Annotated in this window: 13 protein-coding genes, 2 tRNA genes and 1 riboswitch; of the genes, 8 read left to right on the top strand and 7 right to left on the bottom strand. The window is 73.9% G+C overall.

Annotated elements, in window-relative coordinates; genetic code table 11:
• Positions 1 to 33 precede the first annotated feature (33 nt).
• Entirely contained in the window at positions 34 to 2145 is a 2112-nt protein-coding gene (locus ACZ4FH_RS02620; RefSeq protein WP_467301711.1) for an asparagine synthase-related protein, read from the bottom strand.
• Positions 2146 to 3444: 1299 nt separating this feature from the next.
• Between ACZ4FH_RS02620 and ACZ4FH_RS02615 the strand changes: the two genes are divergently transcribed.
• From ACZ4FH_RS02615 to ACZ4FH_RS02600, 4 genes are all read left to right on the top strand, one after another.
• A complete protein-coding gene (locus ACZ4FH_RS02615; RefSeq protein ID WP_467301710.1) occupies positions 3445 to 5043 on the top strand; it encodes a sporulation protein in 1599 nt (532 codons plus the stop codon).
• A gap of 156 nt (positions 5044 to 5199) precedes the next feature.
• A complete protein-coding gene (gene lhgO, locus ACZ4FH_RS02610; protein ID WP_467301743.1) occupies positions 5200 to 6456 on the top strand; it encodes an L-2-hydroxyglutarate oxidase in 1257 nt (418 codons plus the stop codon).
• 4 nt (positions 6457 to 6460) lie between these two features.
• A complete protein-coding gene (gene trmB, locus ACZ4FH_RS02605; RefSeq protein ID WP_467301742.1) occupies positions 6461 to 7297 on the top strand; it encodes a tRNA (guanosine(46)-N7)-methyltransferase TrmB in 837 nt (278 codons plus the stop codon).
• Positions 7298 to 7394: 97 nt separating this feature from the next.
• Complete coding sequence (locus ACZ4FH_RS02600) at positions 7395 to 9062, top strand: PrsW family intramembrane metalloprotease (protein WP_467301709.1); 1668 nt, start codon at positions 7395 to 7397, stop codon at positions 9060 to 9062.
• 127 nt (positions 9063 to 9189) lie between these two features.
• Here ACZ4FH_RS02600 and ACZ4FH_RS02595 read toward each other — a convergent pair whose 3' ends face one another.
• The 4 genes from ACZ4FH_RS02595 to ACZ4FH_RS02580 all read right to left on the bottom strand — a co-directional run bounded on the left by ACZ4FH_RS02595 (position 9190) and on the right by ACZ4FH_RS02580 (position 13254).
• A complete protein-coding gene (locus tag ACZ4FH_RS02595) occupies positions 9190 to 10134 on the bottom strand; it encodes an aldo/keto reductase (protein ID WP_467301708.1) in 945 nt (314 codons plus the stop codon).
• 162 nt (positions 10135 to 10296) lie between these two features.
• On the bottom strand, positions 10297 to 11421 hold the full coding sequence (locus ACZ4FH_RS02590; RefSeq protein WP_467301707.1) for a M23 family metallopeptidase: 1125 nt from the start codon (positions 11419 to 11421) through the stop codon (positions 10297 to 10299).
• A gap of 11 nt (positions 11422 to 11432) precedes the next feature.
• Positions 11433 to 11588: riboswitch (cyclic di-AMP (ydaO/yuaA leader) on the bottom strand.
• 215 nt (positions 11589 to 11803) lie between these two features.
• The gene (locus tag ACZ4FH_RS02585) at positions 11804 to 12976 is read right to left on the bottom strand and encodes a PP2C family protein-serine/threonine phosphatase (RefSeq protein WP_467301706.1); all 1173 of its coding nucleotides are present in this window, start codon (positions 12974 to 12976) and stop codon (positions 11804 to 11806) included.
• A 204-nt stretch (positions 12977 to 13180) separates the two neighbouring features.
• Positions 13181 to 13254: transfer RNA gene (locus ACZ4FH_RS02580), tRNA-Met, on the bottom strand.
• A 446-nt stretch (positions 13255 to 13700) separates the two neighbouring features.
• Between ACZ4FH_RS02580 and ACZ4FH_RS02575 the strand changes: the two genes are divergently transcribed.
• From ACZ4FH_RS02575 to ACZ4FH_RS02560, 4 genes are all read left to right on the top strand, one after another.
• Complete coding sequence (locus ACZ4FH_RS02575) at positions 13701 to 14192, top strand: hypothetical protein (RefSeq protein ID WP_467301705.1); 492 nt, start codon at positions 13701 to 13703, stop codon at positions 14190 to 14192.
• 157 nt (positions 14193 to 14349) lie between these two features.
• Positions 14350 to 14754, top strand: coding sequence for an SHOCT domain-containing protein (locus ACZ4FH_RS02570; RefSeq protein WP_467301704.1), 405 nt, complete (start codon positions 14350 to 14352; stop codon positions 14752 to 14754).
• Positions 14755 to 14934: 180 nt separating this feature from the next.
• Entirely contained in the window at positions 14935 to 15513 is a 579-nt protein-coding gene (locus ACZ4FH_RS02565) for a peptidoglycan-binding domain-containing protein (protein ID WP_467301703.1), read from the top strand.
• Positions 15514 to 15719: 206 nt separating this feature from the next.
• Complete coding sequence (locus ACZ4FH_RS02560; RefSeq protein ID WP_467301702.1) at positions 15720 to 16697, top strand: alpha/beta hydrolase; 978 nt, start codon at positions 15720 to 15722, stop codon at positions 16695 to 16697.
• A gap of 81 nt (positions 16698 to 16778) precedes the next feature.
• On the opposite strand, the gene ACZ4FH_RS02555 is transcribed toward ACZ4FH_RS02560, so the two are convergent.
• Together ACZ4FH_RS02555 and ACZ4FH_RS02550 are read right to left on the bottom strand one after the other, a co-directional pair.
• Positions 16779 to 16852 (bottom strand) — tRNA-Lys (locus tag ACZ4FH_RS02555).
• Positions 16853 to 16985: 133 nt separating this feature from the next.
• The gene (locus ACZ4FH_RS02550) at positions 16986 to 20213 is read right to left on the bottom strand and encodes an FG-GAP repeat domain-containing protein (RefSeq protein WP_467301701.1); all 3228 of its coding nucleotides are present in this window, start codon (positions 20211 to 20213) and stop codon (positions 16986 to 16988) included.
• Positions 20214 to 20461: the final 248 nt, after the last annotated feature.

Genomic DNA, 20461 nt, shown 5'->3' with positions numbered 1-20461 from the left:
GTACGGCCCCGAAGCGCGCCCCGAGCGCCGGTCTCAGCGCTGGAGGGAGCGGCGGGCCGGGGCGACGCCGCCGGCGACGGCGCGCTGGCGGGGGGCCGCCGTGCCGGTCCAGCAGGTGCCGCGGCGCGACACCAGGCGGCGCAGCCACAGCTCGGTGGAGGCGAGGTCGGCCAGGCCGTCCAGCGGCAGGGGTTCGCCCTCGGAGGCCGCGCGCAGGGCCTTGCGGACCACACGGGCCTCGACGAGTCCGGCGTCGGCGAGCAGCGGGGCGTCGAAGAGGGCGATGAGCTCGGGCAGGGCGGCGCGCAGTCCGGTGCGGTTGACGGCCGTGGACGTGGCGTGGGAGGGGGTGCCCCAGCCGGGCGGCAGGTCATGGATGCCCGTACCGGCCAGGACCCGGCGCAGGATCGCGGCGCGGGCGCCCGGCTGGACCCGCAGGGACTCGGGGACGGCTCGGGCGGCGCGGACGACCTGGTTGTCCAGGAAGGGGGCGTGCAGGCGCTGGCTGCGCACCTCGGCGGCCTGTTCCAGGATCCGGTGGTCGGCGGCGTGGCGCGCCAGGGCCGCCCTGGCGCGGGCCTCCCCGGGGCGCTGGACGGAGGCCGGGCGGATCGCCGCCTCCTGGAGGCGTACGGAGACCTCCGCCAGGGCCTCCCCGGTCAGCCAGCGGGCGGCCGGTCCCGGGCGGGACCAGGCGAGCGCGGCGAGCGAGGCGTCGGCGGGGGTGTCGAGGCCGGGGGTCAGGCGGTTGGCCTCGGGAAGGCGTCCGGCCGCCGTCTCCAGGCCGGTGCGGAAGGAGGTGCGGGCCAGTCTGCGGGCGGCCCGGTAGACGGTCAGCGGGACGACCAGGGAGTGCGCGGAGGGGCCTTCGGCCCGTGCGAGGGCGGCGACCGGGCGCACCAGATGGCGGCGTCTGCGGTCGATCAGGAGGTCGGCGAGGCGGGCCGGGTGGGCGTCCAGGACCTGCCGGGCGCCGTCGCCGACGAAGTGGTCGGCGCTGCCCGCCGCGAGCCTGCGGCGGTGTCGCTCGACGAGGACGAGGGAGGGGGCCGGTTCGTCGGTGAGCGGGCCGTTCGCCAGATCCGCGTACGGCAGGGCCTCCTCGCCGGCGGCGACCACGACGTGGTGCAGCCTCGGGTTGGCGGCGATGGCCCGCGCCCGTTCGAGTTCGTCCTCGTGGGCGCGGGTGGTCAGATCGTTGAAGGTGACCGCGAGCAGCCGTTCCCCGGCGCCGGTGCCGTGGCCCAGGATCGTGCCGGGCAGTCCGGGGAGTCCGGCGGCGAGCAGGGCGAGCGTCGCCGACGCGCTGCCGCCGGAGAGGTCGGAGCCGATGCCGGGGACGGGCGCGCCCCGGGCCGCTCGGCGCTCGGCCGGGCCCATGCCGGGAACCGGGCCCGGGTCGGGCGGCAGGGTCTCCGGGGCGTGGCGCGGGGCGAGCAGCCGGGCCCGCACGGCCTCGACGAGAGCGTCGCGCACCCCGTCGACCGCGCTGACCGGGTCGGTCTCGGGGGCGGCGACAGCGAGGGAGGCCACCGCCTCGTAGCCGGTGATCTCGCGCGAGCCCTCGCGGAGGATCAGCGCGTGTCCGGGCGGGATGCGCTTGACCCCGGCGTACGGGGTGCCGTCGCGCAGGGCCTCGGGGGTCTCGGGGCAGGCCAGCAGGGCGGCGAGGTGGCCGATGTCGAGCTGGGCCTCGATGAGGTCGGCGAGGGGGAGCGCGGCGGTGGCGTAGGCCGTACCGCCGGCCCACGGCGTGTAGAAGACCGGCCGGGCGCCCGCGAGGTCCCCGACGACGGTGATCCGGCGGCCTATCTGGACGACGGCCGTGTAGCTGCCGGTCCAGGCGGTGAGGTGGCGCAGGGCGCCGCCGCGGGCCGCGAGGAGTCCGACGCGCAGCTGTTCGTCGGTGGCGCCGCAGCAGCCGAGGACGGCGAGCCGTGCGGTGGGGGCGCCCTCGGCGGTGTCCACCCGGACGGTGCGGATCTCGTCGGGCCGCCAGTCACCGACCGCCCAGAGGGGATCGGGGTCCCCCCAGAGGAGTTGCGAGCCGACCGGGTGCATCGTGCGCCCGTCGTCGTCGGCGCCGACCGCTCCGGCCGTGCCGAAGCTCGCGGCGATACTGCTCCAACCCACCAACCAACGCATCGCCGCCTCCACGGGCTGTGGACGAAGGGGCGCAGCGAAGCAGTCGCGGGAACTCCGGTCACGCGCGGCGCCGTTGCGGACATGCTGCCACGACAACGGCGTGCGGGAGTGGCTACGGGCGGCGCACGTCGTACGGGCATGCGCCCCTGGCAAGGGCCGGAGCGCGGCCGCGGCCCCCCGGCGGGGCGTGCCGCCCGCGCGCGTCGCCCCCGTGATCAACCGCGGCCGGGCCTCCGGCGGTTGTCCGGGCCCCCGAGGGCCGGGCAGCGGCTGTGATCCGGCCGGAAAGCCGCTGCCCGTCCGGCCGTCCGCGACGATGTCCGCGAATCGTCCGGCCCAACCGTGCCGGACCGACGACATCCGGCCAATCTCGGGAGGGACGGGAACCGGTCGGGCGGCCAATCACCGCCCCACGTAAGCCAGTTCATCCCGGTTTGCTCCCGGGAGGCTACGGCGGACCGGCGCCCCTCCCGCGGCCGCCGCACCATTCGACGGCCGGGGCGGACACCGTTCCGCGACCGGTCCCGCACTTCCGTTCACGCACAGTCCGGGAGGCGAGCCCCACCTCCCGGACCGGTCCGCCGCCTGCGGGGAATGAGGCGGCGGGATTCCCCCAGCCCGCCGCTTCCAGAGCGACGGGCCGACCCACGCAGCACCCATGCAAGCGCTCCCGCCGGGGCCCGGCCAGAGCGCACGGCCGGGCGCACGGCCACACACCCGGGGCACGCGCGAACCCCTCGCGGGAGCGCTTCCCCGAGGCCGTGGCACCGACCGCCCGAGGCCGCGCCGCACCGCGCCCGCCCCGGGGTGCGCCCCTGGTCACGGCCGGGCCGCCCGCTCGGAGCCGTACCCCATGGCCTCCGCGGCCACCCCGCCGCCGACGGCCCGCGAACCGGCCGCGCGCCCACCGGCCGCCCGGCGCCCGGACCGCCGCGGACAGCCGCCGACGGGCTCCACACCCCCTCCCCGGGGCCCCCTCCGTTCCTCCGCCGCTCCTTCGCGGACCCTCCGCCCCCCGCTCGCCCCACCCGTCCCCCGCGCCACTCACCTCACTCGGCACGCCCCGGATGGCCGGGACGGACAACAATCCCGCCATCCGGACGTCCGGCCCTTAACGGTAGGGATGCGGCGAACTACGCTGGGTTTACTGATGTTCTCAGCAGGGGGGCATATTCCCCGGGGCTCGGCCATATGCGTGTGCGGCCGGTGTGACGGGGTTCGTCCCTGGGGAGAACCCGGTACGAATGCCGCGCGCCGCAACGGTGACGCGGCTGCCGTCTGTGTGTCGAGGGGTGGCGCATGTCCAGGGAGCAACGCGGACCGAACGACAAGCTCGGAACCGTTCTCGCCCTCGCGGGAATCAGCAACGCCGGGCTCGCCCGGCGGGTCAACGACCTCGGGGCGCAGCGCGGACTGACACTTCGGTACGACAAGACCTCGGTGGCCCGGTGGGTCTCCAAGGGGATGGTGCCGCAGGGCGCCGCGCCCCATCTCATCGCGGCGGCGATCGGCGCCAAGCTCGGCCGGCCGGTCCCGCTGCACGAGATCGGGCTCGCCGACGCCGATCCGGCGCCCGAGGTCGGGCTGGCCTTCCCGCGCGACGTGGGCGAGGCGGTCCGTTCGGCGACCGAGCTGTACCGGCTGGATCTGGCCGGACGCCGGGCGGGCGGCGGCGGCATCTGGCAGTCGCTGGCGGGCTCGTTCTCGGTCAGCGCCTACGCGACGCCCGCGTCCCGCTGGCTGATATCCCCCGCCGATCCCTCGGTGGCCCGCGCCGCCACGGCGGCGGTGACGGCCCCGGCCGCGCAGCGGAACGGCACACAGGGCGCACGGGGCGCGTCGGGGGCGCAGAGCCCCGGCGGCACGCCGTCCGGCACACCCGGGACGCTCCTGGCCCCCGGTGTGTCCGCTCCCCCCTCCGGGTACGGGGCGGCGATCCCGGCGCAGCCGGGACCCGACGCCGCGCACGACGCCTCGCCGCTGCGGGTCGGCCACAGCGATGTGTCCAAGCTGCGGGAGGCCGCACAGGACGCGCGCCGCTGGGACTCCAAGTACGGCGGCGGCGACTGGCGTTCGTCCATGGTCCCGGAGTGCTTACGGGTGGACGCGGCGCCGCTGCTGCTGGGCTCGTACAGCGACGACGTCGGCCGGGCGCTCTTCGGGGCCGCGGCCGAGCTGACCCGGCTCGCCGGCTGGATGGCCTTCGACACCGGCCAGCAGGAGGCCGCGCAGCGCTACTACATCCAGGCCCTGCGCCTGGCCCGCGCCGCCGCCGACGTCCCCCTGGGCGGTTACGTCCTCGCGTCCATGTCCCTCCAGGCCACCTACCGGGGCTTCGCCGACGAGGGCGTCGACCTCGCCCAGGCCGCCGTCGAACGCAACCGCGGCCTGGCCACGGCCCGCACCATGAGCTTCTTCCGCCTGGTCGAGGCGCGGGCCCACGCGAAGGCGAACGACGCGCCGGCCGCGGGGGCCGCGCTGAAGGCCGCCGAGAGCTGGCTGGAGCGCTCCCGGGACGGCGACGCGGACCCGTCGTGGCTGGGCTTCTACTCGTACGACCGCTTCGCCGCCGACGCCGCCGAGTGCCATCTCGACCTGAAGGCCCCCCGGCAGGTGCGGCGCTTCACCGAGCAGGCGCTCTCCAGACCCACCGAGGAGTTCGTCCGCTCCCACGGTCTGCGGCTGGTCGTCTCGGCCGTCGCCGAGCTGGAGTCCGGGAACCTGGACGCGGCCTGCGCGGCGGGCACCCGGGCCGTGGAGGTCGCCGGGCGCATCTCCTCGGCCCGCACCACCGAGTACGTACGCGATCTCCTGCACCGGCTGGAGCCCTACGGGGACGAGCCGCGCGTGGCCGAGCTGCGGGAACGCGCCCGGCCGCTGCTGGTCGCCCCCGCGTAGGGCGTGTTCTGAAAGTCCCGCCCGCCGCCGGACCGGACCGGGGCGGCGGCGGGCCCCGCCCCCGCCGTGCGGGCACGGGATGCGCCACGCTGTGCCCGCGGGGGTTTGAGTGCGTTGTCAGTGGGCCAGTGCACTATCGGGGTGGGAGGTGGCGTGGTGATGACGCACGCGGCGTACGACTGCGACGTGCTGGTGATCGGCGGCGGGATCGTCGGCCTGTCGGCCGCGTACGCGCTCACGCGGAGCGCGCCGGGCACCCGGGTGACGGTCCTGGAGAAGGAAGCGGCCCCCGCGCTCCACCAGACCGGCCGCAACAGCGGGGTGATCCACAGCGGGATCTACTACCCGCCGGGCTCCCTCAAGGCGCGGTACGCGGTCCGCGGCGGCGCCGAGATGATCGACTTCTGCCGCGAGCACGGCATCCGGCACGCGGTGACCGGCAAGCTCATCGTGGCCACCGAGCGCTCCGAGCTGCCCCGGCTCCACGCCCTCGTCCAGCGCGGCCGGGAGCACGGACTGCCGGTGCGCGAGCTGGGCCCCGCGCAGATCTCCGAGCACGAGCCGCACGTCCGCGGCCTCGCCGCGATCCGGGTGGGCACCACGGGGGTGTGCGACTTCGGCGCGGTGGCGAACCGGTTCGCCGACGAGGTGCGAAACGCCGGCGGCCTGATCCGCTTCGGCGCCGAGGTCACCGCGATCGACCGACGGCCCTGGGGCGTCGCGGTCCGCACGGCGGACGGCCTGGTGGTGCGGTCCCGGGTGCTGGTCAACTGCGCGGGGCTGCACTGCGACCGGGTGGCCCGGCTGGCGGGCGACGACCCGGGCATGCGGATCGTGCCCTTCCGGGGGGAGTACTACGAGCTGACCCGCCCCGAGCTGGTGCGCGGTCTGGTCTACCCCGTGCCCGATCCCGCCTTCCCCTTCCTCGGCGTCCATCTCACCCGGGGCCACGACGGCGGTGTCCACGTCGGCCCCAACGCGGTCCCCGCACTGGCCCGCGAGGGCTACGGCTGGCCGGTCGTCCGCCCCCGCGAGCTGCTGTCCACGCTCAGCTGGCCCGGCTCCTGGCAGATCGCCCGCAGACACTGGCGGTACGGGGCGGGCGAGGTGCACCGCTCGCTGTCGAAGCACGCGTTCACCGCCGCCGTGCGCCGGCTGCTGCCCGAGGTCACCGAGGCCGATCTGCGCCCCTCCCCCGCCGGGGTCAGGGCCCAGGCCGTGCTGCGCGACGGCACGCTCGTCGACGACTTCCTGATCCGCGAGGCCCCGCACACCGTGCATGTGCTGAACGCCCCGTCCCCCGCCGCCACCGCCTCGCTGCCCATCGGGCGGGAGGTGGCACGCAGGGCGCTGCTCCGGGCACGGGCGACGGGGTGGAAGCCGCCCGCCGTAGAATCGGGGCATTGTGTCTGAGCCCATGAACTCCCCCGCGACGCCCCCCGCCGGATCACCGGACGGCCGGGAGTCCGCCACCGCCGGTATCCCGGACGAGCTGCGCGCCGCCTCGCTGGACCGCGCGCGCCGACTGCGCCAGGAGCCCCGCTTCCCCGGCGGCCCCTCGGCAGACCCGGCCGGATCGCACCACGAGCGCCGCATCCGCAGCTTCCAGCCGCGCCGCAGCCGGGTCACGACCGGCCAGCAGAACGCGCTGGAGCGGCTCTGGCCGAAGTGGGGCCTGGACATCGACGGGCTGAGCGTCCTGGACCTGCCCACGCTGTTCGACGGGCTCCCGGTGGTCCTGGAGATCGGCTTCGGCATGGGCGAGGCCACCGCCCAGATGGCCGCCGACGACCCGGGCACCGGCATCCTCGCCGTCGATGTGCACACCCCGGGCCAGGGCAATCTGCTCGGCCTCGCGGACCGCAACGGGCTCACCAACATCCGGGTCGCCAACGGCGACGCGATCATCCTGCTCCGCGAGATGCTTCCGCCGGACGCCCTCGACGGGATGCGGGTGTACTTCCCCGACCCGTGGCCCAAGGCGCGCCACCACAAGCGCCGGCTGATCCAGCCGGAGTTCCTCGACCTGGCGGCGCAGCGGCTGAAGCCCGGCGCGGTGCTGCACTGCGCGACCGACTGGGAGCCGTACGCCGAGCAGATGCTGGAGGTGCTGACCGCGCACCCCCGCTTCGAGAACACGGCGGCCGACGGCGGTTACGCGCCACGGCCTGCGTTCCGGCCGCTGACCCGGTTCGAGGGCCAGGGCCTGGACAAGGGCCATGCGGTCCACGACCTGCTCTTCGCGCGCCGCTGACGGACGGGGCACGGGCGGACGGGGCGCGGGCGTCGTCCGTCGGCCGGTTCGTCCCTACTCCATGGCCGTTGTCAGTCCCGGTCGTTAGGGTCGAAGGGTGTCCGACGGGTCCGTGCAGCAACAGCGGCAGCCGGCCGTCCCGGTGCTCGAGGAGCAGCGGGTCGGCGAGATCCTGGCTGCCGTGCCGGAGCGGGGCCAGTGGCGCTACCGGCCGCGCGGGGTCGGCATGCTGTGGCGGAGCCGGACCCTCCGCGTCGTCGCCGTCTTCACGGTGCTGGCGCTCTGCGGACTGGTGATCCTCGCCCTGGTCCGCGACCAGACCGGGACCCGGGGCTTCCTCGTCGGCCTCGGACTGGCCGTGCTGCCCGTTCCCGTGCTGATGACGGCCTTCCGCTGGCTGGACCGGGTCGATCCGGGCCCGTGGCGCACGATGCTCTTCGCCTTCGCCTGGGGGGCCTGTGCGGCCGCCCTGATCGCGATCCTGGCCAATTCGATGGCGGCGCGGTGGATCGCCACGGCCACGGCGGACCCGGGGCACGCGGACACCCTGGGCGCCACGGTCATCGCCCCCGTGGTGGAGGAGAGCGCCAAGGCCGCGGCCGTGCTCCTGCTCTTCCTGTTCCGCAGACGGGACTTCGGCGGTGTCGTCGACGGGGTGGTGATCGCCGGCTTCGCCGCCACGGGCTTCGCCTTCACGGAGAACATCCTCTATCTGGGCAACGCCTTCGGTGAGGACCAGCAGTTGGGCTCGGGCTTCGCCTCGGTGACCGTGGCGACGTTCTTCGTCCGCGCGGTGATGTCGCCGTTCGCGCATCCGCTCTTCACCGTGCTGACGGGCATCGGTTTCGGCATCGCGGCCGGCGCGGCCCGCCACCAGCGCCTGCGGCGCTTCGGGCCGCCGGTCCTCGGCCTGCTCCTCGCGATGGGCATGCACGCCCTGTGGAACGGCTCCGCCTCCTTCGGGCCGTACGGGTTCTACGCCGTGTACGGGGCGTTCATGGTCCCGGTGTTCGGGCTGGTGACCTGGCTGGCGATCTGGTCCCGGCAGCGGGATCTGCGCACCCTGGTCGTCGAGCTCCCGGCATACGCCGCGGCGGGCTGGCTGTCGCCCGCCGAGCCGCTCGCCCTGTCCTCGATGCGGGCCCGGGGCATGGCCCGCGACATCGCGCGCCGCCTGCACCACGGACCGGGGACGCACCCCTTCCCGGCCCAGCAGCTCATACCGGCCCCCGCCCCGCAGCTCGTACCGGCCCCCGCCCCGCCGCCGGGCCGGGCCCGGAAGGAGGCGAAGGCCCGCGAGAAGGCCGCGGCCCGTACGGTCGCCGAGTACGAGTCGTTCGCGACCTCCCTCGCGTTCCTGCGCCGCCAGGCCCGCCGGGGCACGGCCGGACCCGACTTCGCCGAACGGGAGCTGGAGCTGCTGCACCATCTGTGGCAGCGCCGCGGCACGGCAGGCCCCGCCCTGGTCCACGCGGCCCACGCCACGGGCCGGCTCCGCCCCCGCTTCGCCCCGCCGGTGCCTTCGCCGTACCCGGGCCAGGCGTACGGGCCCCGGCCGCTCCCGTACGAGGGAGGCCCCGTGCCGTACCGGGGCGGCCCCGTTCCCTACCCCACCGGCCAGGCCCCGTATCCGACCGGTCAGGCCCCGTATCCGGGCGGCCAGGTCACGTACCCGGCGGGCCAGGCCCCGTACGAGTCCGGGCCCGTCCCGTATCAGGGCGGCGGCCCGCTTCCGTACGATCCGCAGGCGGGCCCCCGGGGCTGACGGCCCCGGAGCAGGCGGCTCCAGGGGCGGGCGGCCCCCGGGGCGGAGAAGGACGATGGCCCGAAGGCCGCGGGGGCGTCGGGGCATCGCGTCGTGCCGGCTTCGGGGCGCCGGGAGGCCGGTGCGGTCAGGCGGAGGCCTCGGTGAGGCGGGCCAGCTCCGCGTCGGTCAGGTGGAGGTCGGCGACGGCGAGCAGGGCGGGAAGCTGCTCGACGGTGCGGGCCGAGGCGATGGGCGCGGCGACGGTCGGCCGGGCGGCCAGCCACGCCAGCGCCACGGTGGCGATCTCCGCCTCGCGCTCGGTCGCCACGGCGTCCAGTGCGGCGAGCACCTTCTGTCCGCGCGCGGACTCCAGATGGGCGGAGGCACTGCCGGCGCGGGCGCTGTCGACGGTCGTCCCCGGGCGGTACTTGCCGGTGAGGAATCCGGCGGCGAGGGCGTAGTAGGGGACGGCCGCGAGTCCGGCGCGGGCGGCGGTCTCCTGGAGTTCGCCCTCGTAGGTGTCCCGGGAGACGAGGTTGTAGTGCGGCTGGAGGGCCACGTACCGGGCGAGGCCCTCGCGCTCGGAGAACTCCAGCGAGGCGCGCAGCCGCTCCGGGCTGATGTTGGAGGCGGCGATCTCGCGGACCTTGCCCTCCTTCACCAGCTGGTCGAGCGCGGTGATGATCTCCTCGACCGGAACGGTCTCGTCGTCGAAGTGCGTGTAGTAGAGGTCGATGCGGTCGGTGCCGAGCCGGCGCAGCGACTCCTCCGCACCGGCCTTGACGGTGGCGGCGGAGAGGCCCTTGTAGTCGGGGTGGGCGCCGACCTTCGTCGCCACGACCACGTCGTCGCGGTTGCCGCGCGCGGTGAGCCACTTGCCGATGATGGTCTCCGACTCGCCGCCGACGTTGCCGGGGATCCAGGACGAGTAGGTGTCGGCCGTGTCGATGAAGTTGCCGCCACCGGCCGTGTAGGCGTCGAGCACGGCGAAGGACTGCGTCTCGTCGGCCGTCCAGCCGAAGACGTTGCCGCCGAGGGAGAGCGGGAAGACCTGGAGACCGGAGGTGCCGAGGGGGCGAAGGGAAGTCATGGGGTGAACAACCCTTCCCACCCGGGCCGCTATTCCGTGCCCGGTACACGGGAAGTACCCGGAAGCCCCCGGGCGGCCGGGCGCGGGCAGACCGGCAGCCCTGACGTCGGGGGGTCAGCGTCAGGGCTGCCGGGGTTTCTCAGAGCGCCTCGGGGAAGGCTGTCAGACGGTCAGGCCGCGGGCGTTCAGCCAGGCCATGGGGTCGACGCCGGTGCCGTCCGCGGTGTGGACCTCCAGGTGGAGGTGCGGGCCGGTCACGTTGCCGGTCGCGCCGACGTTGCCGATGACGTCCCCGGTGGTGACCTTCTGGCCGACGCTGACGCCGATCGAGGACTGGTGGCAGAACCACAGCTCGGTGCCGTCCTCCAGCTCCAGGACGGTGCGGTAGCCGTAGGACCCGGACCAGCCGGCCGACTTGACGGTGCCGGTGTGGATGGCCTTGATCGGGGTGCCCGTCGGGGCGGCGAAGTCGAGGCCCGTGTGGTAGCCGGAGGACCACATCGAACCGGCTTCGCCGTAGGTCGAGGTGATCGTGTACGAGGAGGTGGGGATGGCGTAGCTCGCGGCGAGCTTGGCCAGCCGCAGGGCCTCGGCCTTCTTCGCCGCTTCCTCGGCCGCCTTCTTCTTCTCGGCGGCGAGCTTGGCCTCGGCGGCGTCCTGCTTCTTCTTGGCCTCGGCCGCCGCCTTCTCGGCCGCGGCCTTCTCCTCGGCGGCCTTCGCCTCGGCGGCGGCGGCGTCCTGCTGCTGCTCGGCCTGCTGGAGGATGCGGGCGCGCAGCGCCTCACCGGCGTCGGTGGTGCCCTGCTCGGCCTCGGCGGTGGTCACACCGGCGGAGGTCAGCGGTGCGGCGGCGATGGCCGCCTCGGCCTTCTCCTCGGGGGTCTCGGCCTTGTCGGACGAGAAGAGCGCGCCCACGCCGGGCAGCGACTTGGCGGCCGGAAGGTTGTCCGCGATGGAATCGGGAAGAGAAATGGAGACCGGCGGCTTGCTCTGGGCGGTGGCCATGCCACCCGCTCCGACGGCCGCGATGACACCGACGCCGAGGACGGTGGAGCTGCGGGCCAGACCGTTGCGCTGCTTGGCGACGCGGTGCCTGCCGCGTACGGGACGGATGGACTCCTCGGTGGGGTTCCACTCCTCCCAGGCCTGATCGGACCCGGCCTCCTCGGTACGGAAGCCGGCCGCGAAGCCGTCGCCCCGATCGATCCCGCGCTCGGGCGCGAAGTCGTTGCCGTAGTCGTACCCGAAGCGGGAAGAGCCTTCGGGGGCAGGCTTGTTGGACGCCACGGAGGCGCACTCCTTTCCTTCCTTCTCGCCTACCGGGTTAGCTGACGGGTTCGGAGCAGGAAGGTCTCCTACGGGTTTCCCGGCCTCGACAGGCGAGACAGAGATGCCCGATTCACCCCATGTAGGTGGTTCCCCGGTTCCCTTGCGGAATTCGGCGCTCGCGCACGGTGCCGCCACTGACGGCGGCTGGGACAACCGCGCTGCGTTATCGAACGTTAATAGACAGACGGGCTCGATACCAAGCCGTTCCCCTTGATCGTTCCCGCCCTTGGCCTGGACTTTACGGGACACAACCGGGTGGAATCGGGCGAGTTCATCGCCCCTCGACGACCACCCGGTTTCTGACAGTGCGTCAAATGTTATGCGGAGTGGGGTCTCCCGGTTACGGTCCGTGGCCCTGCTCGTCGCCCCTGCCGACGATCTTCACCGTCCTGCGCCGGTCGGGCTGCCCCTCGGCGGGCCGGGCGACGGCCAGGAGCGCCATGTCGTCCGTCGTCTCCCCGCCCGTGTGCAGCCGCACGTCCTCGGTGAGCGCCGTCAGCAGTTCCTCGGGGCCGGGGAAGATCCGGCCCCGCAGCCGGGCGGCGGGGTCGTAGAACACCCCTGCGGCGTCACGGGCCTCGGAGAGGCCGTCCGTGTAGAAGAGAAGCATCGCCCCGGCGGGCAGCTCCCATTCGTCGGTCCGGTCCGGCCACGTCCCCAGGTCCAGCCCGAGGGGCAGCGCGGGCACCGAGGGCCTCAGCACCTCCAGCGCCCCGTCGGCGTGCAGCAGCAGGGGCTCGGGGTGCCCCCGGTTGACGATGCGCACCCGCCCCGCCCCCGCCGGGATCTCGGCCAGGACGGCGGTGATGAACCCCTCGAAGGCGTCGAGGCCCCCGCGTACGTCCGACTCCCGGGCCAGCGCCCGCTCCAGCCGCACCGCCACCTCCGCCGGGCCGTCCTCCTGCTCGGCGGCCTCCCGGAAGCAGCCGATGGCCACCGCCACCGCCCCGACCGCGTCCAGCCCCTTGCCCCGTACGTCCCCGAGCAGCAGCCGCACCCCGTGCGGGCTGTCGGCCACCGAGAACAGGTCGCCGCCGATATAGGCGTCCGCCTGCGCCGCCTCGTACCGCGCGGCGACCCGCAGCCCTCCGATGCGCTCGGGCGGGGTCGGCAGCACGGCCCGCATGGCGGTCTCCGCGATGACCCGGGCGGAGGCCAGCTGCTCGTTGCCCCGCCGGACGACTCCGTTGATCACGACGGCGAGGACGGAGACGGTGAGGACGGTGAGCAGTTCGATGATGATCACGGGCCCGGTCAGGCTGCCGTGGTAGATCCGCAGGAGGGACACGGCCAGCAGGGCGGCGGCGCCCGTGCGGACGGTGCCGGCCCGCGAGAACAGCGGGGCGGCGATCAGCGGGGCGGCCGCGAAGAGGGGGATGGCGGTGAACCGGGGCGGGGTCAGCGCGTCGAACACCACCCCGCCGACGATCATCAGCGCGGGAAGCGCACGGACGAACCGGCGGGCCGTGATGCCCCCGGCCGGCCCGGTCCGCCGCCGCTCCCGCTTCCCCACCTGTCTGGCCTCCTGCCCGGCGCCTCGACGGCCACGGCCGGTGCCGCACCACCGCCCCCAGGTTTCCCCGGGCGGACGCGCGGGGCGAACGCTCGTCGGCAAATGGGGGAAGGGGGCGCGGGCCACGGGACCCCGCACACGCATCAGGCCCCGCACATGCATCAGGCCCGGCACGCTGTATGCGTGCCGGGCCTGATGTTTCAGTAGCGGGGACAGGATTTGAACCTGCGACCTCTGGGTTATGAGCCCAGCGAGCTACCGAGCTGCTCCACCCCGCGTCGGTGAACACAACTCTACGCCATCCCCGACGCACTCGTGACCACTCGCCCCGTTCACCCCCTCCGCACCCCCCCCTCGCACACGCACCCCACCCCCTCTCCGTACACGCCGGAGCGCGCGCCACCTGCACGTCCTGCGCGCCCCAACACCCCAAGCAACCAAGGGAGTAGAAACCAGCCATCCCGAACGCACGCCGTCTCGGCCACCCTTGGAGAGCGGAATCCGGGACTCCTGACGTCCGGCACAGGTGCAGCCCGACCGTCGGTCCGTCAAGGTGTGGAAAGCGAGAAGGTGTTGCAAGGAACACGTGTTCTGCCGCAAGGTAACTGCTGCATCCCCCGGTCCGGTGGGCTGCCCGTGCGAGCAGGCCGCCGACCGCGCATGTCATCGCGCCCGGACGCCTCTCCCGGCCTCGCGTCGCAACCCGTCTGGAGGGCCCTCGACGATGACCGCACCGCTCACCTCTGACCACGCCCCCGCTTCCCCGGCCGCCCCGGCGCCCCCGGCCTCCCCCGTACGCGCCGCCGCCACGGGCGGACTCATCGGCGGCGTCATGGGCGCGGTGATGAGCGCGGTCGTGAACTACTTCGCGATCGGCCTGCCGGGCAGCGAGTCCGTCAACGCGGTCAACCACGCGATATCCGGCCTGATCAGCGGCTTCATCGCGGGCTTCATCGGCATCATGGTCCACAGCAGGAAGACGGCGGCGGACACCGCCGCCACCGCCCCCGCGACCGCTCCGGCGACCACCGGGACCGCCCCGGCCACGACCGCCCCGGAACCCGAGGCGTCCCCGGAGCCCGAGGAGCCCGCCACGGCCGGGGAGCCCGCGAAGGCCGAGGAGTCCGCGAAGGCCGAGGGCGTCGCCGAGTCCGACGACGCGACCGCCGCCGAGTCCACGGAGTCCGCGAAGGCCGTCTCCGTACCGGAGAAGTAGCCGCCGCCCTCCGGCGCCGCGCCGCACAGCCCCTCGCCCGGCCCCTCCCTCTCCCCCGCACGGCGGAAGGGGGACCACACCAACGGGCGAGGGGCTAAATGCGGTGATATGACTGATTCCAGTTTCAGCCATTTCGACGCTGCGCCAGGAGTGGACGATGGACGACTACCCCCTGCTCAACCTGTTCTGGACCATGCTCTGGTTCTTCCTCTGGATCATGTGGCTGTTCCTGCTGTTCCGGGTCATCATGGACATCTTCCGCAGTGACGACCTCGGCGGCTGGGCGAAGGCGGGCTGGCTGATCCTCGCTCTGGTGCTGCCGTATCTGGGTGTCCTGATCTACGTGATCGCCCGGGGCAGGTCCATGGGGCAGCGCGACATGAAGGACGCGAAGGACCGCGAGGCCGCGTTCAAGGCGTACGTACGGGATGCCGCGGGCACCTCGGACGCGCAGCACGGCGGCGGACACGTCGACGATCTGTCCAAACTGGCGGACCTCAAGGCCAAGGGCGCGATCTCGGAGGACGAGTACCAGCGCGCGAAGACCAAGCTGCTGGCCTGACCGCGGAACACGACGGCGCCGGACCTCACCCGAGGACCGGCGCCGTCGTCGGTCCCGGTCCGGAGGCCGCGCCGCACCCTGCCCCCCCCTGAAATGTTGCAGGTACCGGCACCACCCCTTCCCTCGCAGCATGGTCACGGCAAGAACACCTTGCTCGAACCAACGGGGGAAGGACCCATCATGAGCTTCCGTACCACGCGTGCCCGGCTCGGCATCGCCACCGTCGCCGCGCTCGCCGCAGGCACCCTGGCCGTGGGCGCGTCACCCGCCGCGGCCTCCGCCTCCAGCGGCTACGTCAGCGGCGCCGACTCCTTCTACGACGACTTCGGGGACGAGGGCAACCTCTCCACCTCGTCGTACGCCAGCTCCAACGCGACCTGCCTGTGGCAGATCATCCTCCTGGCGGAGGGCGCCAAGGAGAGCGACGGCACCGCGTTCGACATGGCGGACATCGACGGCCACTTCGGCCCGAACACCGCGGCGGCCACGAAGAGCCTCCAGAAGACCTGGGGTCTCGGGGTGGACGGCGAGGTCGGCCCGCAGACCTTCGGCGCCGCGGACAGCCAGTGGAACGCGTCGACCGGCGCCGGGGAGCTTCAGTACCTCGGCACCGGCTCGGGCGACTCCACGAAGTACAAGCTGCGGTACCACGGCGCGAAGTACTACTTCGACTTCTACCGGACGGCGTCCGGAAAGTACCGCTTCTACCACAAGAACGTCTGGCACGACGCGAGCTACACCTCCAACACCTGCGACTGACGCTCGCCCGTAAGGGACCGCGGGCGCACCGGACCTCGGACCGGTGCGCCCGCCGGCGTGTTCCCGGGGCACCGGCCGCGCCTCGGCACGGTGTCCTCGTCTCCCCGCTTGCGGCGGCCCCGTACACGGGAATCATGGGAGCGGAAGAGCCGGAACAGGGGGGCCCGTGCCCCGCCCCCGGGGCGCCCGCACGCACTGGAGTGCTCATGACGCAGCAGCCCCCGCCCGTCACGCCCTATCTGGAGCGCGCCGCGCGGGAACTCGCCGAAGCCACCGACCCGCATCCCCGGATCTACGAGGTACCGCCCGAGCAGGGCCGCGACATCCTCGCGGGTCTGCAGAGCGGCGAGGGCGTTCCCCGTCCGGAGGTCGACGAGGAGTGGGTGGACGTCGACGCCGGTGAGTGGGGCACGGTCAGGACGCGGATCATCCGCCCCAAGGGCGCGTCCGGGCCGCTCCCGGTCGTCGTCTACATCCACGGCGCCGGATGGGTCTTCGGCGACGACAAGACGCACGACCGGCTCTTCCGCGAGCTGGTCGTCGGGGCGGGTGCCGCCGGTGTCTTCCCCGTGTACGACCGGGCGCCGGAGGCGAAGTACCCGACGCAGGTCGAGCAGAACTACGCCGTCGGCCAGTGGGTCCGCAAGAACGGGGCCGACCACGGCCTCGACGCCTCACGCGTCGCGGTGACCGGCGAATCCGTCGGCGGGTGCATGTCCGCGGTGTTCGCGCTCATGAACAAGGAGCGCGAGGACGGCATCGCCCTCAAGGCCCAGGTCCTGCTGTACCCGGTGACGGACGCCGACTTCGACACCCCGTCGTACCACCAGTTCGCCGAGGGCTACTACCTCACCCGCGACGGGATGAAGTGGTTCTGGGACGCGTACACGACGGACCCCGCCGAGCGGAAGCAGCACTACGCCTCCCCGCTTCGGTCGACCCTCGATCAGCTCAAGGGGCTGCCGCCGACGCTGGTCATCACCGACGAGGCGGACGTCCTGCGCGACGAGGGCGAGATGTACGCGAACAAGCTCCGCGAGGCCGGTGTCGACGTCACCTCGGTCCGGGTCGCCGGCATGGTCCACGACTTCCTGCTCCTGGACAGCCTCCGCGACACCCGCGCCGCCAACGTCGCCCGCCATCTGGCGACCGACGCCCTCAAGAAGGCCCTCCACGAGGGCTGAACGCCGGAGCGCCCCGCCCGGTCGACACCGGGCGGGGCGCTCCCTCGCAGGTCAGAAGGGTTTCCCCCGCCCTGCGTCGCGTAGGCCGTGTGGGACTCGAACCCACAACCAACGGATTAAAAGTCCGCTGCTCTGACCAATTGAGCTAACGGCCCTCGGCACATCACCCCCGAGCATAGCCCGCCGCGGCCCGGCCGCCGATCGGGTATCGGTCGGCGGGGGTTCCGGGTGGGGTGGAACGGGGAAGGCGCCCCCGCCGGAGCGGGGGCGCCTTCCGTCGGTGCGGGGTCAGGCGAGGCGGTCGTACATGAGCCAGCCGCCGCCGATCTTGACGCGGGTGGCGAACAGGCCCTTGCCGTCGCCCTGGTAGCTCCAGAGCGCGCCGGAGGTGTCGCGGGCCAGGAGGTCCGCCCGGCCGTCGCCGCTGATGTCGCCGACGCCCACGAGGGCGTCGTAGACCTGCCAGCCGCCGCCGACCTTCACGCGGGTGCCCAGGGTCGTCGCGCCGGTGCCGTCGGCCGGGTAGCGCCAGAGGACGCCGGCGGTGTCGCGGGCCAGGAGGTCCGGCCTGCCGTCGCCGTTGAGGTCGCCGGCGCCGGCCAGCAGATAGCCCTTCCAGCCCTTGCCGATCTGGAGGCGGGCCTTGAAGACGCCCGCGCCCTTGCTCTCGTAGAGGAAGAGCAGACCGGTCGTGGTCTCGCGGGCGATCAGGTCCGCCCGGCCGTCGCCGGTCACGTCGCCGGGGGACGTCAGCGTGTCGTAGACGTTCCAGCCGAGGCCGACCTTCGTGTACGGCGTCGACGGCGTCAACGCGGCGCCGCACGCGGGGCGGTAGGCGCGCAGCTCGCCGCTCTTCACCCGCACGAGGACGTCGTTGCAGCGGTCGCCGTCGCCGTCGTCGAACGGGACGGCGGCCGTGACCGTGGAGGTGCCGGTCCAGCCCGCGCCGGAGACCTTGGCGTCGACCCGGCCGGTGCCCGTACCGGTACCGGCGCGGAAGTCCGCGACGCCCGCCGGGGTGAACGCGAGGAGGTCGCCGAAGCCGTCGTCGCCCGTGAAGTCGCGGGCGACGGCGGCGCCGCCGGTGACCTTCACCGTGTTCGAGACGGAGAGGGCGGCGCCCTGGCCGTCCGCCGGCACGGCCGTCAGCGTCCAGGTGTACGCGCCGTTGCCGACGAGCCGGCCGGCCGTGTCCTTGCCGTCCCAGACGGCGGTGAGCGAGCCGCGGACCTCGCCGCCGGAGACCGTGCGGACGACCTTGCCGGAGGCCTTGTTCTTGACGGTCAGCTGCCAGGAGGCGGCCGGCTTGGACAGCCACCAGGTGCCCGTCCACCGCGGCGCCGAGGCGCGCAGGTCGAGCGAGGCGGCCGGGGCCCGGGTGTCGATGACCGACAGCGGGGACGCGGCGATGCCGGTCGGGACGATCCGCACGCGGCGGTCCTGCCCGGTGTACGCGACATGCCCGCCGAAGCGGTCGACGGTCCAGCCGGAGCGCCGCACCGTGCTGTCGCCCAGGTCCGCCGCGTTCACCAGCACCCGCCGGGGCAGGTCCGCGTACGCGCCCGAGGCCGGCAGACCGCTGTGCAGGTCGTAGACGGTCAGACCGTCCTTCTCCGTGTACGCGACGAAGTAGCCGTCGCCCAGCAGGCCGGGGCCCTCGGGCGCGGTCGTCGTCCGGCCGGTCTGCCGGTCGCTGATCCCGGCGCCCCGGACCCAGGAGCCGTCCCGGCACTCCCAGTACACCCACCGGCCCACGGCCTGGAGCTCACTGGGAACGCATCCGTTGGGCGTGGTGAAGGAGGCGCCGGCCGCGCCCGTGGACAGCGTCTTCGAGGTGATCGTGGACGAGCCCGGGAGGTTGCTCCAGAGCGTGCCGCCCCACAGCGCGGCGCTCTGCTTCCCCGTCTCCACGACCGTGCCCGGGTCGGCGCCCTTGAACTCGGCGATCCGCTGGGTTCCGCCCGTGCCCTGGCCGATCACGCCGTAGCGGCCGGAGAGGTCCACGAGTTCCGGCGACGACAGGCCGGTGGTGAGCTGCGGGCCCCATTTCTGCTCACCGTTGCGGTAGAGCAGGGTCACGTCCTGCTCGGTGGCGTCCTTGCGGCCGTGGAAGCCGTCGCCGCTCGCGAACATGGTCACGCAGTAGATGGCGTCGGTCCATCCGCAGTCGGCGTCCCGCCCGCCGATGAGTCCGTCCTGCGTGGTGCGGATCTCCTCGGGGCGGCCGGAGGTCTTCAGCCAGGTGCTCCGGTAGCCGCCGACGTACGTGTGCGGCTGGTAGAGGTACGAGTCGTCGGCGGTGGTGAGGATGCCGCTGCCGAGCGCGATGCCGGCCGGGCGGGCGGGCATGTCCTCGATGTCCGCGACGCGCGTGCGCGTCACCGTGCCGTCGGCGCCCGCCGTGAACCGGTAGTAGCCCCAGTCGAGGGCCCCGTAATCGGTCCGCTTCTCGGCCCCGGCGACCAGGAGGGAGCCGTCCGGCGTCCGGGTGAGGTCCGTGTGCGCGACGGCCAGGAGCTCCTCGCCCCAGTAGCCGTCCGCGACCAGGGACAGGCTGTTCCCCCGGTACTCGTTGTTCCCCGCGTTGGCGCGGTCGACCGCCACCAGCGAGTCACCGAGGGTCCGGAACGTCGTGTCGTACGAGAAGTTCCGCAGGTCCAGCGGGCGCGGCGCGGCCGTCGGATCGTTCCGGTCCAGCACCTCCCCGCCGTAGGAACCGACCTGGAGGACGGAGTCCGGGGTCAGGCTGACCGATTCGGCGTGCGCGTCGAGGGTCCTGACCGCCCCGGTCGCGAGGTCGACCAGCCACCACCCGTTCTTCATGGTGGTGTCCTCCCAGAGGATGCCGCGCACGAGCGCCGAGCGGCCGTCCCCCTCCTGGAGGCCCAGGTTCCACCCCTCGGGCAGCCCCTCCAGCCGCTGGTCCTCGATCCCGTCGGCCGTCCGCCGCAGCAGATGGAGGCTCGTGGTGGCCTTCTCGGTGCCGGTGCGGGTGACGACGGTCGTGCCGTACGTCTGGACGTACGTCTGCCCCTCCGGGATCGGGACGACGGTGGTCGCCCCGCCGCCCGCGCCCTGCCGGAGCGTCACCTGCGGGCTCGGTGTCGCGGCGTAGACCGCGACGGTGTCCGAGCCCTGGCCGAACCCGGTGGGCCAGGCGCCGACCTCGCGCCCCTCCTCGGGGTTGTACGCGAGCGGCTTCGGCAGCCGTTCGGGCAGGACCGTGGCCGTGCCGGTGGCGTAGTCGATCCAGCGCAGCCGGTCGTCGCCCTCCTGCGCGGTCAGGAAGCCGGTCTCACCGGCGTTGAGGATCCGCGTCATGCGGGGCACGAAACGCGCCCCCGGGCTCGCGACCACGGTGTCGGCCGCCGAGGTCCCGGCCACCGCCGTCCCCGTGTCGGCCACCGCCGTCCCGGCGCCGGCCGCACCGGCGCCGCCGGTGATCGCCAGGGTGATCAGGAGAGCGAGGTGCCCGGACGCACGCCTGCGTCTCCACCCGCTGGATGAGCGAGTCAATGTGAAAGTCCCTCCCCGGGAAACAAGGGCACGGGAGGGGCTCGCGGCGCGCACGAGAGGCGCCGCGGCCTGCGTGGTGCGGCCGATACCGCTCGCACCACCACCCCCGAGCAGATGCGGCGACTTTAACAGCCGTCCCCGACATCCCGACAGCGTGTTTCGAACCCGTTCAAAGCGGCGGGGGCCCGCACGGCGTCATCCGCCGTACGGGCCCCCGCACCGCCCGGAATCAGATCCTTCGGGCCCCG

Source organism: Streptomyces sp. NPDC024555 (genome assembly GCF_055559335.1).
Note: the sequence above shows the minus strand (reverse complement) of the source record. Positions and strands in the feature narration are given on the sequence as shown.

Coding starts and splice junctions, on each gene's coding strand:
- ACZ4FH_RS02620 (WP_467301711.1), bottom strand. CDS start 2,145: ATGCGTTGGTTGGTGGGTTGGAGCAGTATCGCCGCGAGCTTCGGCACG.
- ACZ4FH_RS02615 (WP_467301710.1), top strand. CDS start 3,445: ATGTCCAGGGAGCAACGCGGACCGAACGACAAGCTCGGAACCGTTCTC.
- trmB (WP_467301742.1), top strand. CDS start 6,461: ATGAACTCCCCCGCGACGCCCCCCGCCGGATCACCGGACGGCCGGGAG.
- ACZ4FH_RS02595 (WP_467301708.1), bottom strand. CDS start 10,134: ATGACTTCCCTTCGCCCCCTCGGCACCTCCGGTCTCCAGGTCTTCCCG.
- ACZ4FH_RS02575 (WP_467301705.1), top strand. CDS start 13,701: ATGACCGCACCGCTCACCTCTGACCACGCCCCCGCTTCCCCGGCCGCC.
- ACZ4FH_RS02570 (WP_467301704.1), top strand. CDS start 14,350: ATGGACGACTACCCCCTGCTCAACCTGTTCTGGACCATGCTCTGGTTC.
- ACZ4FH_RS02565 (WP_467301703.1), top strand. CDS start 14,935: ATGAGCTTCCGTACCACGCGTGCCCGGCTCGGCATCGCCACCGTCGCC.
- ACZ4FH_RS02560 (WP_467301702.1), top strand. CDS start 15,720: ATGACGCAGCAGCCCCCGCCCGTCACGCCCTATCTGGAGCGCGCCGCG.